Raw genomic sequence first — 15702 nt, forward strand, 5'->3', positions numbered from 1 at the left:
TTTTCTTATTTACCGAGGCAAAACTGCGAAAAGATTTCGCCCAAGACCATTTCAACATCGACACGGCCAATCAGCGAATCCAGCTTTCTTATAGCATATCGCACATATTCCGCAGCTATGTCTGTGTGACTGTCGCCTTTTGCAAGCGCAATCAGCGCATCATCCAGACCTTGCCGCGCATCAAGCATCGCTTGGCGATGGCGCATATGGGTTGCGGTGGCAACATTGGCCGCGCGATCCGATAGGCGCGCTGAAATTAACGCGATCAACTCATCCACGCCCTGACCTGTCTGTCCTGACACGGCAATCCCGCTGCCGATCTGCATGTCGGCCTTACCCAATATGGATATATCATCAACATCCAGATCAAAGGGCGGCTGTTCCTTTGGATTAGATTTCAGAAAAACCCGCAAATCTGCGGATTTTGCGCGATCTATCGCCCGCTCAACACCGATGGATTCAATCATATCCATGCTGTCACGGATGCCAGCGGTATCGAGCAGCGTCACAGGCAGACCACCGAGATCAAGGCGCACCTCAATCACATCGCGGGTTGTTCCCGCGATTTCTGAGGTGATGGCGATGTCCCGCCCAGAAATAGCGTTCAAAAGCGTGGATTTCCCTGCGTTTGGCGCACCGATTATAGCGACCTCAAACCCGTCACGGATGCGCTCAGCCACCAAACTGCCTGCAATTTCGACATCCAAACTCTGCACCACTTGCGTGATAAGGCCCTGCACCTCAGGGGTCACGTCAGTGGGCACTTCCTCATCCGCGAAATCGATCGTCACTTCGATGAGTGCTGTCGCGCGCAACAAATACTGCCGCCACGCCTCAACCAATTTTCCCAAATGTCCCGAAAAAACGCGGTTGGCTTGGCGTCTTTGTGCCTCTGTTTCTGCATTGATGAGATCACCCAGGCCTTCAACCTGAGCAAGATCAAGCTTATTATTTTCAAGGGCGCGGCGGGTAAACTCGCCAGCTTCGGCCATACGGGCGCGGTCAGTTTCTGACAAAGCCGCAAGAACGGCTTTCACGACAGCGGGGCTGCCATGGCAATGCAGCTCAATCACATCTTCGCCTGTAAAGCTATGCGGGGCCTGAAATCGCAACGCCAAAACATGGTCAATAATCTGGTCTTTATTCTTGAAAGGTCGAAGCCGAAATTGACCAACATCTGGAAGGCCGCCAAGAAATTTTGAGCATAAATCGACAGCATCCGCACCCGATACACGAATAACGGAAACGCCCGCCCGACCATTGGCCGAGGCGAGCGCGAAAATGGTATCCGCAATGAAGCCTGACATCTTAGGTGTTCATGGAGTCGAAGAATTCCGAGTTCGTTTTAGTCTGTTTCAATTTAGAAATCAGGAATTCAATCGCGTCTGTAGTGCCCATTGGGTTCAAGATGCGGCGCAAGACATAGGTCTTTTGCAAATCGCCCTTATCGACCAAAAGGTCTTCCTTACGGGTGCCAGATTTCAAGATATCCATAGCTGGGAAGACCCGCTTATCCGCCACTTTACGATCCAGCACGATTTCCGAGTTACCCGTGCCCTTAAATTCTTCAAAGATTACTTCATCCATACGGCTGCCCGTATCGATCAAGGCGGTTGCGATAATTGTCAGCGATCCACCTTCTTCGATGTTACGCGCCGCACCAAAGAAACGCTTAGGGCGTTGCAGGGCGTTCGCGTCAACGCCGCCTGTCAAAACCTTGCCTGATGATGGGACAACAGTGTTATACGCGCGCCCCAAACGGGTAATAGAATCGAGCAAAATAACAACATCGCGTTTATGCTCGACAAGCCGCTTTGCTTTTTCGATGACCATTTCCGCCACCGCAACGTGACGCGTTGCAGGTTCGTCAAAGGTTGACGATACAACCTCACCCTTAACCGACCGCTGCATATCCGTCACTTCCTCGGGGCGTTCATCAATCAGCAAAACAATCAAATAGCACTCTGGATGGTTCGTTTCGATAGAATGCGCAATGTTCTGCAAAAGCACGGTTTTACCCGTGCGTGGCGGGGCAACAATCAAGGCACGCTGGCCTTTACCGATGGGCGATACCAAATCAATGATGCGTGCAGAACGATCTTTGATTGTTGGATCTTCAATCTCCATCTTCAACCGCTCATCAGGATAAAGCGGCGTCAAGTTATCAAAGGCAACCTTATGGCGCGCCCTTTCTGGCACCTCAAAATTGATCTTGGAAACTTTGGTGAGGCCAAAGTAATTCTCTGTCTCGCGTGGTGCAGCAATCACACCCTCGACTGTGTCACCCGTGCGCAAGCTGTGCTGACGGATCATGTCAGGCGATACGTAAATATCGTCCGGGCCTGGGAGATAATTGGCCTCGGGTGAGCGTAAGAACCCGAACCCGTCTTGCAAAACTTCCAGAACACCATCGCCGTAAACATCCCACCCTTCTTCAGCGCGCTCTTTGAGAATAGCGAACATCATGTCGCCTTTGCGCATGGTCGAGGCGTTCTCGATCTCCAGCTCTTCTGCCATAGATAGGAGATCTTTAGGTGATTTTGCCTTTAGATCAGCAAGGTTGAGAGAGTTAACTGTCATGAGAGTTCCATATGCCTTTTGAGACGCATCGCGTTTAAGGGCTCTTGCACAATTGGGAAGGATAGAGATCGGACGACCGCTTAGCCTGTCTTCTACGCACAGATGGAACTCAAGTCAATCGTAGCTCAGCGCGTAGAATTTTGCCAATGTTCAAAAAGAAAATAATAATTTTAAGAAAAGGGTGATGATTTAGTTGTGTGGTGCAAAACTTTGGAAACTTAGTTATCATTATCTTATCAACAAGCTCTCCGTTGGGTATGATATTTACCCCCACAAATCTAAATTCTATAAAAATAAATAGTATTAGTTAGTTAGCAAAAAAATGCGAATGAAAAGCTGTGGAAAAAATTGGGATATGTCCGTGTCTGTAGCATTTTCTCCGATCCACTAGGATAGAAATTACACCCGTGGATAACCGAAAGATAATTTTTCGCCTCGCAGCAATGACCTGTGGTTGAAGCGGCGCATGCGACTATGTCATCACTTGATCCAAAGGGTTATCCCCAAGACTTCCCACGGAATTATCCAATGCAAAAAATCATCTTGGCGTCCCAATCGGCAATCCGACAGCAGCTTTTGCAGAACGCTGGGGTGTCATTTATCGCCGAAAATGCGCGAATCGATGAATCGTTATTAAAGACTTCATTGTTGGCCGAAGGTGCCCCGCCACGCGATTTGGTAGATCAATTGGCCGAGGCGAAAGCCGCCAAACTTGCGCGAAAAAATTCTGACGCTGTTGTTATTGGCTGCGATCAGATTTTGGAATTTGAGGGTAATGTTCTATCAAAACCAGACAGTATGGAGGACGCGCGCGCGCAATTGACGATGCTCCGTGGAAAATCGCACAAACTTATGTCCGCCGCGGTGATCTATCACGAGGCTCAGCCAATTTGGCGCCATATTGGCGTCGTGCGTCTCTTTATGGCAGAATTTAGTGACAGCTATCTTGACGCCTACCTTTCCCGCAATTGGCCCGATATCGCACAGGCAGTTGGCGCTTATATGCTTGAATCCGAGGGCATTCGCCTGTTTTCTCGGATCGAGGGCAGCTATTTTGATGTTCTGGGCCTGCCACTCACCGAGGTTTTGAACTTCTTGGCACTGCGAGGTTTTATAGAAAGATGACAGCATCGGTGCCACTTGCGGCCGTTATTGGTGACCCAATTGGTCATAGCAAATCCCCCGTGTTGCATGGGTTTTGGCTGCGGGCCTATCAGATTTCAGGCCATTATGTGCCGCTGCATGTAACATCTGCCGACTTAGAACAGGTTCTGGCTGCGATGCCGCGGATGGGGTTTGTTGGCGCAAATGTGACGATTCCCCATAAAGAAACCGTTTTGGATTTGGCCGATATTGTCACTGATCGCGCGCGTGCGATTGGCGCCGCCAATACCCTAACCTTTCACAAAGATGGCAAAATCGAGGCTGATAACACCGATGGCTACGGATTTCTTGCCAATATTCAACAAAACGCGCCCGCATTCGATGCAAAGGTTGGCCCTGCTGTTATTCTTGGCGCGGGCGGGGCGGCAAAGGCGGTCACCTATGCTTTGCTAGAGGCAGGCGCACCGCAGGTGCGGGTGCTGAACCGTAATCTTGATCGTGCGAAAAACCTATCTGCCCGATTTGGGGATCGTGTTTCTGTGCATGAGGTGTCAGATCTTCCAAACCTTCTTGGGGATTGTAACCTTCTGGTGAACAGCACATCCCTGGGCATGATAGGCCAGCCACCCCTTGCGGCGGATTTGAGTAATTTACCAAAAACCGCCGTTGTGAACGATATCGTTTATGCCCCTCTTAAAACGGATCTCTTAAAACAAGCGCGCGCCATGGGCGCAGTCGCAGTTGATGGTTTGGGGATGCTGTTGCACCAAGCCGCGCCTGGTTTTGCGAAATGGTTCGGAAAAGAGCCCGCTGTGACCGATGATCTGCGCCGCGCGGTTTTAGCGAAATGAGTTTTCTTCTTGGTCTTACGGGCTCAATCGGGATGGGCAAAAGCACCACCGCAGATATGTTTCGTGAGGTGGGTGTTCCTGTGTGGGATGCCGATGCGACAGTGGCCAAACTATATGCCAAAGGTGGCGCTGCGGTGGCACCGCTTTCAGCGTTGAATATGGGGTTGATCCAAAATGACGCGGTGGATCGTGTAGCATTGAAAAATTGGGTCAAAACAGACCCGAACGCGCTCAATTGGCTTGAATCTCATATTCACCCCCTCGTCGCCGCAGATCGAGCCAAATTCATTGACGACCATGCAGATCAGTCCCTGATTGTTTGTGACATTCCGCTTCTTTATGAAACAGGTGCGGATCAATGGCTGGATGCCGTTTTGGTTGTGACCACTGATGCCCAAACGCAGAAAGCCCGCGTCATGGCACGGGCGGGAATGGATCCTGAGCTATTTGATCAAATTCTTGTGCGCCAGATGCCAAGTTCTGAAAAAATTGCCCGCGCGGATTATGTGATAGAAACAAATAGCTTTGAGGGCGCGCGCAAAGCCGTGCATGATTTGATCAACGATTTAACGGCAAGGGCAACGTGATGCGCGAGATTGTTCTGGACACCGAAACCACAGGGTTTGAGCCGTCCGAAGGCCACCGCATTGTCGAAATTGGCGCGGTTGAATTGTGGAACCACCTGCCAACAGGCAAGACATACCACCAATACATCAACCCCGAACGCGCGATGCCGCAAGAGGCGTTTAACGTGCATGGATTGGGCGATGAGTTTTTAGCCGATAAACCAGTTTTTGCCGCCATTGCGCAAGATTTTCTGGATTTTGTCGGTGATGCAAAGCTGGTCATTCACAATGCAAGCTTCGATATGAAGTTTTTGAATGCAGAACTTGGATGGGTGAACAAACCGCTTTTGCCAAATGATCAGGCGATCGACACGTTGGCTATAGCGCGGCGCAAATTCCCTGGATCACCCGCAAGTCTTGATTCCCTATGTCGCCGTTTTGGTGTCGATAATTCTATGCGCGAAAAACACGGCGCGCTTTTGGATTCGGAAATCTTGGCCGAGGTCTATCTCGAGTTGATCGGGGGCAAGCAGCCTGACTTTGCCCTCTCGCCAGATGATCAGGACAAAGATCGTGATGTTGTGCGGCCAATGCGGCGCGCCTCGGCGCGGCCAGAACCCCTTAAGCCGCGTTTAACAGATGAGGAAACCGCCGCCCATCAAGACTTTATCTCCGAGATGGGCGACAAGGCTGTTTGGATGCGTTAACGCTTAGGCATCTGCCTTTTGTTCGGTCATTTTGCGCGCCAATTCATTGCGATAAAGCGCAACAAAATCAATCGTGTCGAGGTTCAGCGGCAAATACCCACCGTCCCGCGTGACGTCTGAAACGATGCGGCGGATGAACGGGAAAAGCATCCGAGGGCATTCGATCATCAGATACGGGTGGAGCTGTTCTTCGGGCACGTTGTCGATGTGGAAAATGCCAGCATAATCAAGGTCGACGCGAAAGATTGGTTCAGGGGCGTCCCCTTTGGTTTTCGCTTCAATCGTCACTTTTACGATGACGTCATACTGCTTTTCCGTGGGCCGCTTTCCGCCATCGAGCGCGACACGCAATTGAATGTCGGGCTGACCCGCGCCTTGAACCGATTTTTGCGCTGCGATGTTCTCAAACGACAAATCTCGCACGAATTGTCCCAAGATTTTCATTTGCGGCATTACGGGTTGTTGTTGTGCTGCGCTGTCCTGCGCTGCATCCGCATCTTTTTTCGCCATCTTTCATCTCCCAAAGGCAAATGTTTAAGGCGTCTTAACAGCCCGATCCAAAAGCCTCAATGCCGTGTCCACCCCGATGGGCCATGCGGGTCTGTATCTAAGATCTCGCCATCTTCATCTATGAGTGTGCCAGATTGGCTGCGAAAATTGGCTTGGCTTTGAAAACTGGTGGTTTTTATGTGTGATTTGATCTGAAGGATCAAAAATTGTCGAACGGGCGGCACCAACAAGGAAAATCCAATCGCATCGGTGAAAAATCCAGGTGTTAGCAACAGGGCGCCCGCAATTAGGATCATCGCCCCATGGGCCAGCGGCTCGGTTGGGTCATTTAATTCGTTAAAGCTGGTGCGGATTTGCGACAGCGCCAGTGATCCTTGTGATCTGACCAACCATGTCCCCAAAATTGCCGTTAAAACGACCACAGCCAAGGTTGGCCATAACCCAATAAATCCGCCAATTTGTATGAACAAGCCAATCTCAATCAGCGGAATCGCTAGAAAAAGAACAAATAACCACATTTTTTCAGCCTTTCCCGCAGATAGTCGGTAAAACCGCGCCCAGCTTCATGGACTTGGCCCCCTTCCCTCCCTACATATGAACCTCAAGCGCAGTCTAAAACCCCTGCGGCAACATTAGCCTGTATCAAAATTGGATTGAGACCCACATGAACTCATCATTTCTTTCCCTTTTGGTTCTCGCGGCAATCGCGATCTTTTTGATCCTGCGGTTGCGTGCCGTTCTTGGCACGCGTGAGGGGTTTGAGAAATCGCCCGAAGTCGTAAAAACCTCAAAATCTGCACAATCCCGTAATTTTGAGGTGATCGAGGGCGGCCCTGATCGGGATATCACCGATCATGTTCCCGAAGGATCAGAAAGCGCCCGTGCCTTGGCCGCGATGAAATCCGCAGAGCCCAGTTTCGCGGTCGGAGAATTTTTGACTGGTGCGCGCGGCGCCTATGAAATGATTCTCATGGCGTTTGAACGTGGCGATATTTCGGAAGTGCGCGATTTCCTATCCCCCGAGGTTGCCGAGAGCTTTGACGAGGTTATCGAAGCGCGCCGTGCGCAAGGTCTTGAGATTGAAGCAAACTTTGTGGGCCTCAATGATATCGCTGTTCAAGAAGCCCAGTTTGACGTCACCTCGCGCGAGGGTGAGGTCACGGTTCGCTTCGCTGCAGAACTGACCTCTGTGGTGCGCAACTCCGATGGCGAAATTGTCGAAGGCAGCGCAACCGAAATCAAACGCCAGCGGGACGTTTGGACCTTCGCCCGCGAAATGGGCAGCCGCAATCCAAATTGGGTTTTGGTTGCCACAGGCGGCTGATCCTAGCGTAAGGACTGCGTGGTGACTTATCCCCAACCCATAGGATTTTCCGATCTTTTGGGTTGGGATGACGAGGATTACGCCGAAATCCTTTCAATTTTCCAATCTCAAACGGATTTGGCGATAGCTGATCTTGTGACAGCCGCCCGCAGTGTTCGCCCCTCACAGGCCCGCGCATTTTTTCAATCAAATTTTCAGCCTCTCAGACTTGGCCCCGCCTTTGCAGGACATATCACGGGATATTACGAACCCGTTTTGCCCGCCCGCGCCGCGCCAGATGCTGAATACAGGTTCCCGCTCTACGCCGCCCCAAAAGATATGCCGGAGATTTGGGCGACACGCGCCGAAATCGAAGCGGGCAATTTGCTTTCGGCGCAAGGATTGGAACTGGTATATCTCAACTCGCGCATAGACCAGTATTTTTGCCATATCCAAGGATCTGTTGCCGTGACCTACCCAGATGGTGAGACGCGCCGCTTTGGGTTTTCGGCAAAAAACGGACATCCCTATCGTTCCATTGGGGCTGAATTGGTCGCGATGGGCGAAATCAGTGCGAAACAGATCACCGCAGACTGGGTCAAAGATTGGCTGAGGCACCATCCCGACCAAATGGACGCGCTTTTACAGAAAAACCCCTCCTATATCTTCTTTGAACCGCGTCACAAAAATGGCGCGGTCGGTGCCACAGGGCAGGTTTTGACCGCGAACCGCTCGCTTGCGATTGATCCCGCATATATCCCTTATGGTCTGCCCGTCATGGTTGCGGGCGAGACGTGTGCGGCGCGGATTTATTTTGCCCAAGATTGTGGTTCTGCCATTAAAGGCGCGCAGCGGGCCGATATTTTCTGTGGATCAGGTGATGCTGCGGGCAGGAGTGCGGGCGCAATAAATGAACCCGCCAGCTTGACCGTGCTTTGGCCCAAGGGTCATGATTTGCCCAATGGATGGGCAGGATAAGCCATGGCAAAAAAACCAAAAAACCTAAGCAGCGAAGACCGCGTTTTATGGGATCGCGTTGCACGCAGTGCTAAGCCATTGAAACGTGCCGCCGCCAATTTCTATCTTGCAAAACCCGACACGGCGGCCATTCCCCCGCGTGAGATTATCGATTTTATGCCAAAGTTGGATCTCAGTGACTTTGACATTGGGCTGACAGCCCCATCTGAGAAACCGCAAAACCCGCCTGAAAAGCGCCCCGTTCGTATGGATAAAAAATTGCATGGCCGCATGGTGCGGGGAAAGTTGCAGCCAGAGGCGAAAATTGACCTTCACGGCATGACACAGGCCCAAGCCCATCCTGCGTTGCAGCGATTTATCCTTGACTGCCATGCGCGTGGATATCGTTTGGCCCTTGTGATTACGGGTAAGGGCAATCTGTCTAGCGGCCCCCATTATGACCCGATTGCGCCCGCCCGTGGGGTATTGCGGCAAAACGTGCCACAGTGGCTGCGCCACCCGTCAATCGCGGGCTATATTCTTGATATTCGTGAGGCGCATATTCGCCATGGCGGGGCGGGTGCGCTCTATGTCTATCTCAGGAAATAGAGACTATAGCACATAGCGGCTAAGATCGGCCTTACCTGCCAAGTCGGCGAGATAGGTTTGCACATATTTTTCATCAACGACCACGCTTTCGCCGCTTCTGTCAGGCGCGGTAAAGCTCAGCTCCTCGAAAACACGCTCCAGCACGGTATAAAGGCGCCGCGCACCGATATTCTCGACCGATTTATTCACATCTGCCGCGATTTTGGCCAAGGCTTTTATCCCATCTTCGGTGAACTCAACAGTCACGTTTTCGGTCGCCATCAAAGCGGAATATTGGCGGGTCAGGGCATTATCGGTTTCTGTCAAAATGCGGGTGAAATCATCCTCAGTCAGTGCCTGCAATTCCACCCGTATGGGCAAACGCCCCTGAAGTTCTGGCAACAGGTCAGAGGGTTTTGCGATGTGAAATGCGCCAGAGGCAATGAACAGGATATGGTCTGTTTTCACTGGCCCATGTTTTGTCGAGACTGTTGTCCCTTCAATCAGAGGCAATAGATCACGCTGCACCCCTTCGCGGCTGACATCCGCCCCGCGGGTTTCCGCGCGCGCGGCGACCTTGTCAATTTCGTCAATAAAGACGATGCCATTTTCTTCAACGGCCCGAATGGCCTCTTTCGTGACTGTTTCTTGATCCAAAAGCTTATCAGCTTCTTCACCGATAAGGATTTCATAGCTCGCCGCCACAGTCATCTTCTTGCGGATTTTCCGCCCGCCAAAGGCCTTGCCGAATATATCGCCAAGGTTCATGCCGCCGCCCATTGGCCCCATTTGCGGCTGGCCTGGAACTTCAAACATGGCCATTGGGTTGGATTGATCCGCAACTTCCAATTCAATGACAGTGTCGTCCAATTCCCCTGAGCGAAGTTTTTTGCGGAACATCTCGCGGGTTTGGTCGCGCGCATCGGTGCCCGCAAGCGCCTCGATCACACGATCTTCGGCGGCTTTGTTCGCTTTGGCGGTAACTTCTTCGCGCATATGGTCGCGCACCATAATTTGCGCGGCATCGACCAGATCACGGATGATCTGCTCGACATCACGACCGACATAGCCCACCTCTGTAAATTTTGTCGCCTCAACTTTGAGAAACGGGGCGCGGGCCAGTTTCGCCAAACGGCGGCTGATTTCTGTTTTACCCACCCCAGTCGGCCCGATCATTAGAATATTTTTTGGGTAAACTTCATCACGCAAATCATCCCCAAGTTGCTTGCGCCGCCACCGATTGCGCAGGGCAACCGCCACCGCGCGCTTTGCATCGGCTTGCCCAATGATGAAACGATCCAATTCCGATACGATTTCGCGGGGGGTCAGGTCGGTCATTTTGTGATCCGCTCTACTGTGAGGTTGCCATTGGTATAGACGCAAATATCAGCCGCAATTTCCATTGCGCGGCGGGCCACATCTTCGGCGGACTTATCGCTATCCATCATCGCGCGGGCCGCGGCCAATGCGTAATTTCCGCCCGACCCAATCGCGGCAATCCCGTGTTCTGGTTCTAAAACATCGCCCGCGCCCGTGATGACATAGAGCTCGGATCCATCTGTGACGATCAACATCGCCTCGAGCTTTTGTAAATACTTATCCGTGCGCCAATCTTTCGCCAATTCAACACTGGCGCGCTGTAATTGGCCTGGTGTTGCCTCAAGCTTTGTTTCGAGACGCTCAAGCAGGGTAAACGCATCTGCTGTCGACCCTGCAAATCCTGCGACCACCTCATACCCGCCCGGGGAAAGGCGGCGGACTTTGCGTGCTGTGCCTTTGATCACGGTTTGGCCAAGACTGACTTGACCATCACCTGCAACCACAACCTCGTTACCCTTGCGCACACCGATAATGGTTGTGCCATGCCAATCTGGAAAACTATTCGACATGTTTACCCTTTCATGTTCCGCCCAATATGGAAGCGGCACGATCAGATCACAACCACCGCTTCGGCCAATTTTTGCGGCGGGGCACACGAAAGGCCAGCATCGGCATCATCCATGCTTTGCGAAATCTATTAAGATCAAGCGATTCATGAACCCCTGTCACGGTCTCACCACTGATTTTGGTTCGCACCATAGCACGGTTGTAAAATGGGGCGTCCAACATGGGCCGAACCTCATGTGGGGCAAAATCTGGATCTGCGCGTGTTTCACGGCGCACCCCCCAAAATGCGGATTTAAACCTTGCAGTGCGCGGCGCATCAACGGGTGATGCCTTGCCCGTTTCATCAAAGGCGATGGCGGCCGCAAGATTGCTGCCATCGCAGCGCGTTGCATCATAGAAGCAACAAGCGCCCTCTCGCGTTGGAAAGCGGCCCCATGTCCAGTAATCAAAATCTTCCTCTAAGGCGCGAGTGCCAAAATTGGCATCAAAATATCCATGCCCAGACCATGACCAACCTGCATTATCGAGACGAACCTGGATATCGGCAACGGGTGCGAAAGGGCGCCAAATATGCGCACCATCATCGCAGAGCGGCAATTCCACATTCGTCACTGCGCGTGGGGTTAGTGTCACTTTGCCGCGCAACCGCCCGCCATGTGGTGTTGTGCGTTCATCAATATGAATGGTGAGGGCTGAACCGTCCCAAGACAGGTGACTAGGGCCTATTTTCATTTCTGTTTCCGAAAGCTCTAGCGCATCTCGGCCCCGATCTGTCATCGTCCAACGGCCGCCTTTGCCATAGGTGACAACATTCAAGCAGCAATGATCTTCGGGGTCTTTGCGCCCCGACCAACGATACCACGGCGAGAAAACTGAACCGATGAAGGCGATGATCGAAATAGCCTTGGTTCCGTCATCGCTTATGCCGTCGATATACCACCACGCATAGCCGTTGGGCGGGACGGCAAGGTTAAAGCATGGTCCGTCAAGATCGCCTCGGCCGCGTGCCGTCCTGAGAGGCAGGCCATCGGAATTCCCGCCCCCGGATGGGTGCCCCCCCCCGCCAAGTATAGACCCTTGAGAGAGGTCCGCGCCCGTGGCCGTTTCAATGCTGCCGTCATTCCATGTGGGCTCAGCCCGTAAAGGGATCCGCGCGAGGCGGGAAACATCGTTGCGAAATCCTGTGGTGTCATCAATGCGCTGTCGGGGATCGGGTCGGGAAAGATCAACCCGCGATGCGCTAATGTTTGGAATGTCAGATGACGACATGCGGCCACCTCCCTTTCTGTTGGGGCCTCGGTCGGCGCGCCGTTCATGATAATTTCAAATCTTTGCAGCGCCGTATCTGTGTTAGAGTTGAGCCCAGAATCCTGAGCGCAGATATAAAGTGTTGGATCACGCGGCAGCGCACCATTTTCGATAGGGTCAAATTCGCTGCGTTGGTCATCACCAAAAAATACGTTGTGATGGGCCAGGGTCTTGCCCCAAGCGCGGGAGGCGAAACTCCAAACATAGGCAGATAGGCTGCGCGGTTCGACCTGTGCGCGGGTGACACGCGGCGCGTGGTCTTGGCCCAAAAGCCCAATATGAATCGCGCGCGGGTCACCATTAAACACCACAATATCTGCCGCAACATGCCGACCATCTGAAAGGGTGACGCCAGTGACATGATCCGCATCTTTTGTAACGGCCTCGATGGATTGCCCAAGCTGAAACTCGATACCCATGGATTGCCCGATATTTTGCATCGCGCGGGCCAGTTGATGCACGCCGCCTTTGACCCGCCACACACCCGCCGCCTCGGATTGCCAAATCAGCGAAAGCAGCGCGGGGCTAAGATAAGGGTTGCCGCCGACATAAGTGGAATAGCGCGCAAAAACTTGTGCCAAACGGGGATCGCTGAACCGCTTAAAAACCGCTTGCGCCAAAGTTTGGTGCGGGGCCATTGCGCGCATCAGATGGGGTGATTTCAAGACCGTGAGCGTCAAATCCGTTTGTCGCGGATGAGCGCGCAGCATCATTGGCCCCTCGAATGCTGAAAAAAGCGCGGCCGTATCTTGGTGGAATTTGAGAAACTCGCCGCGCGCCTTGGAACCTGAAAAGTGATCAATAGCTGTAAGCGTTTCTTCGAGATTAGCATGAAAATCTAACTCGCTGCCATCTGGCCAGAAATGGCGGGCAAGGATGTCATCCTGTGTTAGGGTCACATGATCCTCAAGCCTCAAACCTAATGTTTGAAACAGCTCGTCAAACACATGGCGCATCGTCACCACTGTTGGCCCCGCATCGATCGGCCCCGCAGCAGATGGCACTTGCCGCATTTTGCCGCCGACATGGGGCATCGCATCAAAGACTGCGACCTGACATCCCGCATGCGCGAGGCGCAGCGCGGTTGAAAGACCGCCCATACCTGCACCGATCACCACGGCGCGGGGCCTGACAGGTGCAATAGGGCGGGTCACAGTGTTGCGTCTTTCATTAGGGCCACTCTCGAGATTATGTCAGATATTGTTGACATATTCCCGTAAACTGTCCAGTCTAATTTACATATGCGTGGGATCCTCCGCGCAAACCTCGATTAAGGCTGAGTGACCATGTCCCTGTCCGCCCGCATAGAATCAGCGATCTCTTCTGCCCTCTCTTTAGCCATGAAAGAGCCTGCACCGCGCAAATTGGCGCAAGCCTTGGATCATGCCGTCAATCCGGGCGGTGCGCGGATTAGGCCGACAATCTCCCTTTCTGTGGCGAAGGCCTGTGGGGATGATAAGCCGAATCTTTCCAATGCGGCATGCGCGGCGATTGAGCTTATCCACTGCGCGAGCCTCGTTCATGATGACCTGCCCTGTTTTGACAATGCGGATTTGCGGCGCGGAAAGCCCACGGTGCATATCGCTTATTCGCAACCCATTGCGGTTCTCGCAGGTGATACGCTGATTGTTTTGGCCTTTGAGGTCTTGGCTCGTGCCGCGGTGGATGATCCATTGCGGGCAGTTGAGATGATCAAAATCCTAAGCCAAGCCACAGGCATGCCCAATGGAATTTGCGCAGGCCAAGGCTGGGAAAGCGAAGATAAGATAGACCTGTCCGCCTATCATCGGTCGAAAACAGGCGCGCTGTTTGTTGCCGCCACCAAAATGGGTGCCGCTGCTGCGGGGGAAGATCCCGAACCTTGGACAGAACTGGGCGCTCGGATTGGCGAAGCATTCCAAGTTGCCGATGATCTGCGTGATGCGCTTTACGATGAAAAAACCTTGGGTAAGCCTGTGGGTCAGGATGATCTCAACGGGCGACCCAATGCTGTTTCACAACTGGGCGTGCGCGGCGCTGTTTCGCGGTTGGAGGATATTTTATCTGGCGCGATTGCCTCGATCCCGTCTTGTGCGGGTGAAGCGGCGCTGTGTGATATGGTGCGCGTATATGCAGAGCGGCTTACGCCTGTTTTGCCCGCACATCACGCGGCCGAATGAGATATGGCCGCTATTTCCCCAAGTGACGAACCGCGCCCAAAATTTTGGGATAAATGGCGCGCGCGCTATCTGGATTTGGTGGGTACGGCTGCATTTCAATCATGGGCCGCGCGTTCCCTCTTTACGCGTGGGACTGCAAAACGGGATGGCGAGCGGCTCTTTGATTTGGTGGCAGGCTTTACTTATAGCCAGATTTTGCAGGCTTTTGTTGCGCTTGATCTGCAACGCCATTTGCGCGCCCGCCCTGCCTATCCTTCTGAATTGGCCGCAAAGATTGATGCGCCCGAAAGACGGATTTCTGTCTTATGTCAGGCCGCAGCCAGTCTTGGGCTTTTGACCCGTTTGCGGGATGGGCGCTATGCTTTGGCGCGGTTAGGCGCAGCGATCAATGGCGTGGGTGGCCTGCGCGACATGATCTTGCACCACGATATTCTATATCGCGATTTGGGCCCTGCCGAAGGGTTTTTTCGGGGGGAAACAGACCCAGACCTTGCACGGTTTTGGCCTTATGTTTTTGGGGCCGCCGCCGCGGAAGATCCTGCTACGGCAGAGCGCTATTCGCATTTGATGTCAGAGACGCAAAATCTTGTAAGTGACGAAATCCTCTCAAGCCTGTCCTTTGGGAAGGCGCAGAATGTCATGGATATCGGGGGTGGCACGGGTGTGTTTTTGGCGGCCTGTGCCAAGGCGCATCCAGATGTTCAGGTGACCCTTTTTGATTTGCCGCAGGTGGCGGCACTGGCCCAAGATCGGTTTGAGCGCGCAGGCATTGCCGCGCGGGCCACGATTGTCTCGGGCAGTTTCCGCGATGATCCTTTGCCACTTGGGCCAGATCTTATTACCCTCATCCGCGTTCTTTACGATCACGAAGATGAAACCGTCCTTCGATTGCTGAAATCGGTTCACGCCGCTTTGCCTGAAGGCGGTAAGATCGTCATCGCCGAGCCGATGTCGGGCGGGGAAGTGCCAGATCGCAGCGCGGATGCGTATTTCGCGCTCTATTGTATGGCGATGGGCACAGGCACAGTCCGCAGTGCCGCCCAAATCGGCGAATTATTGTCGAAAGCAGGGTTTGCGCGGGCTTCGCCCGTCAAAACGGGGCGTCCATTTGTGACGCGGATCGTTACAGCTGAAAAGACTGTCAACAAAAGCTGACAATCTTTTTGTATAAACTGTCCATTT

At 52.9% G+C, this 15702-nt stretch carries 17 protein-coding genes; 9 read left to right on the top strand and 8 right to left on the bottom strand.

Annotation, left to right across the window (positions count from 1 at the left end; all coding sequences use genetic code 11):
• Nucleotides 1-5: 5 nt before the first annotated feature.
• The gene (mnmE, locus tag AAC622_RS11295; protein WP_340262612.1) at nt 6-1307 is read right to left on the bottom strand and encodes a tRNA uridine-5-carboxymethylaminomethyl(34) synthesis GTPase MnmE; all 1302 of its coding nucleotides are present in this window, start codon (nt 1305-1307) and stop codon (nt 6-8) included.
• Between the two features lies 1 nt (nt 1308).
• Complete coding sequence (gene rho, locus AAC622_RS11300) at nt 1309-2580, bottom strand: transcription termination factor Rho (protein WP_340262613.1); 1272 nt, start codon at nt 2578-2580, stop codon at nt 1309-1311.
• Nucleotides 2581-3108: 528 nt separating this feature from the next.
• Between rho and AAC622_RS11305 the strand changes: the two genes are divergently transcribed.
• The 4 genes from AAC622_RS11305 to dnaQ are packed head-to-tail and all read left to right on the top strand — an operon-like array spanning nt 3109 to nt 5808.
• The gene (locus AAC622_RS11305) at nt 3109-3705 is read left to right on the top strand and encodes a Maf family protein (RefSeq protein WP_340262615.1); all 597 of its coding nucleotides are present in this window, start codon (nt 3109-3111) and stop codon (nt 3703-3705) included.
• The gene (locus tag AAC622_RS11310; protein WP_340262617.1) at nt 3702-4535 is read left to right on the top strand and encodes a shikimate dehydrogenase; all 834 of its coding nucleotides are present in this window, start codon (nt 3702-3704) and stop codon (nt 4533-4535) included. Before AAC622_RS11305 ends, AAC622_RS11310 begins: the two co-directional genes overlap by 4 nt.
• Entirely contained in the window at nt 4532-5122 is a 591-nt protein-coding gene (gene coaE, locus AAC622_RS11315) for a dephospho-CoA kinase (protein ID WP_340262619.1), read from the top strand. The genes AAC622_RS11310 and coaE overlap by 4 nt, the downstream gene beginning before the upstream one ends.
• Nucleotides 5122-5808: a DNA polymerase III subunit epsilon gene (dnaQ, locus tag AAC622_RS11320; protein WP_340262621.1), complete on the top strand. Its 687-nt coding sequence runs from the start codon at nt 5122-5124 to the stop codon at nt 5806-5808. The genes coaE and dnaQ overlap by 1 nt, the downstream gene beginning before the upstream one ends.
• Nucleotides 5809-5811: 3 nt before the next feature.
• On the opposite strand, the gene secB is transcribed toward dnaQ, so the two are convergent.
• Nucleotides 5812-6318: a protein-export chaperone SecB gene (secB, locus tag AAC622_RS11325; RefSeq protein WP_340262623.1), complete on the bottom strand. Its 507-nt coding sequence runs from the start codon at nt 6316-6318 to the stop codon at nt 5812-5814.
• A gap of 56 nt (nt 6319-6374) precedes the next feature.
• A complete protein-coding gene (locus tag AAC622_RS11330; protein WP_340262625.1) occupies nt 6375-6836 on the bottom strand; it encodes an FxsA family protein in 462 nt (153 codons plus the stop codon).
• A gap of 146 nt (nt 6837-6982) precedes the next feature.
• Here AAC622_RS11330 and AAC622_RS11335 point away from each other — a divergent pair, with 146 nt between their 5' ends.
• Genes AAC622_RS11335 through AAC622_RS11345 form a run of 3 tightly spaced genes read left to right on the top strand, consistent with a single transcriptional unit; the run spans nt 6983 to nt 9187 of the window.
• Nucleotides 6983-7642 carry a Tim44/TimA family putative adaptor protein gene (locus AAC622_RS11335; RefSeq protein ID WP_340262627.1) on the top strand — a complete coding sequence of 220 codons (660 nt, stop codon included), beginning with the start codon at nt 6983-6985 and terminating at the stop codon, nt 7640-7642.
• 21 nt (nt 7643-7663) lie between these two features.
• Nucleotides 7664-8599, top strand: coding sequence for a murein transglycosylase A (mltA, locus tag AAC622_RS11340; RefSeq protein ID WP_340262629.1), 936 nt, complete (start codon nt 7664-7666; stop codon nt 8597-8599).
• Nucleotides 8600-8602: 3 nt separating this feature from the next.
• Nucleotides 8603-9187, top strand: coding sequence for a Smr/MutS family protein (locus tag AAC622_RS11345; RefSeq protein WP_340262631.1), 585 nt, complete (start codon nt 8603-8605; stop codon nt 9185-9187).
• Between the two features lie 3 nt (nt 9188-9190).
• Here AAC622_RS11345 and hslU read toward each other — a convergent pair whose 3' ends face one another.
• The 4 genes from hslU to crtD are packed head-to-tail and all read right to left on the bottom strand — an operon-like array spanning nt 9191 to nt 13515.
• Complete coding sequence (gene hslU / locus AAC622_RS11350) at nt 9191-10504, bottom strand: ATP-dependent protease ATPase subunit HslU (protein WP_340262634.1); 1314 nt, start codon at nt 10502-10504, stop codon at nt 9191-9193.
• On the bottom strand, nt 10501-11055 hold the full coding sequence (gene hslV, locus AAC622_RS11355) for an ATP-dependent protease subunit HslV (RefSeq protein ID WP_340262636.1): 555 nt from the start codon (nt 11053-11055) through the stop codon (nt 10501-10503). Before hslV ends, hslU begins: the two co-directional genes overlap by 4 nt.
• 46 nt (nt 11056-11101) lie before the next feature.
• On the bottom strand, nt 11102-11977 hold the full coding sequence (gene crtC / locus AAC622_RS11360) for a carotenoid 1,2-hydratase (RefSeq protein WP_340263057.1): 876 nt from the start codon (nt 11975-11977) through the stop codon (nt 11102-11104).
• Nucleotides 11974-13515: a 1-hydroxycarotenoid 3,4-desaturase CrtD gene (gene crtD / locus AAC622_RS11365; protein WP_340262638.1), complete on the bottom strand. Its 1542-nt coding sequence runs from the start codon at nt 13513-13515 to the stop codon at nt 11974-11976. The genes crtC and crtD overlap by 4 nt, the downstream gene beginning before the upstream one ends.
• 132 nt (nt 13516-13647) lie before the next feature.
• Between crtD and AAC622_RS11370 the strand changes: the two genes are divergently transcribed.
• Entirely contained in the window at nt 13648-14520 is an 873-nt protein-coding gene (locus tag AAC622_RS11370) for a polyprenyl synthetase family protein (RefSeq protein WP_340262640.1), read from the top strand.
• A gap of 3 nt (nt 14521-14523) precedes the next feature.
• Nucleotides 14524-15675, top strand: a complete 1152-nt coding sequence (locus tag AAC622_RS11375) for a methyltransferase (RefSeq protein WP_340262642.1) — start codon at nt 14524-14526, stop codon at nt 15673-15675.
• The last annotated feature ends 27 nt before the right edge of the window (nt 15676-15702 follow it).

It is taken from the genome of Roseobacter sp. HKCCA0882, from assembly GCF_037805225.1.
GTDB lineage: Bacteria > Pseudomonadota > Alphaproteobacteria > Rhodobacterales > Rhodobacteraceae > M30B80.

What these genes read in the sequence shown, in the direction of transcription:
- AAC622_RS11345 (WP_340262631.1), top strand. Translation starts at nt 8,603, where the DNA reads ATGGCAAAAAAACCAAAAAACCTAAGCAGCGAAGACCGCGTTTTATGG.
- mnmE (WP_340262612.1), bottom strand. Translation starts at nt 1,307, where the DNA reads ATGTCAGGCTTCATTGCGGATACCATTTTCGCGCTCGCCTCGGCCAAT.
- coaE (WP_340262619.1), top strand. Translation starts at nt 4,532, where the DNA reads ATGAGTTTTCTTCTTGGTCTTACGGGCTCAATCGGGATGGGCAAAAGC.
- hslU (WP_340262634.1), bottom strand. Translation starts at nt 10,504, where the DNA reads ATGACCGACCTGACCCCCCGCGAAATCGTATCGGAATTGGATCGTTTC.
- AAC622_RS11330 (WP_340262625.1), bottom strand. Translation starts at nt 6,836, where the DNA reads ATGTGGTTATTTGTTCTTTTTCTAGCGATTCCGCTGATTGAGATTGGC.
- secB (WP_340262623.1), bottom strand. Translation starts at nt 6,318, where the DNA reads ATGGCGAAAAAAGATGCGGATGCAGCGCAGGACAGCGCAGCACAACAA.
- dnaQ (WP_340262621.1), top strand. Translation starts at nt 5,122, where the DNA reads ATGCGCGAGATTGTTCTGGACACCGAAACCACAGGGTTTGAGCCGTCC.
- AAC622_RS11335 (WP_340262627.1), top strand. Translation starts at nt 6,983, where the DNA reads ATGAACTCATCATTTCTTTCCCTTTTGGTTCTCGCGGCAATCGCGATC.
- AAC622_RS11375 (WP_340262642.1), top strand. Translation starts at nt 14,524, where the DNA reads ATGGCCGCTATTTCCCCAAGTGACGAACCGCGCCCAAAATTTTGGGAT.
- rho (WP_340262613.1), bottom strand. Translation starts at nt 2,580, where the DNA reads ATGACAGTTAACTCTCTCAACCTTGCTGATCTAAAGGCAAAATCACCT.
- AAC622_RS11310 (WP_340262617.1), top strand. Translation starts at nt 3,702, where the DNA reads ATGACAGCATCGGTGCCACTTGCGGCCGTTATTGGTGACCCAATTGGT.
- hslV (WP_340262636.1), bottom strand. Translation starts at nt 11,055, where the DNA reads ATGTCGAATAGTTTTCCAGATTGGCATGGCACAACCATTATCGGTGTG.
- AAC622_RS11370 (WP_340262640.1), top strand. Translation starts at nt 13,648, where the DNA reads ATGTCCCTGTCCGCCCGCATAGAATCAGCGATCTCTTCTGCCCTCTCT.
- AAC622_RS11305 (WP_340262615.1), top strand. Translation starts at nt 3,109, where the DNA reads ATGCAAAAAATCATCTTGGCGTCCCAATCGGCAATCCGACAGCAGCTT.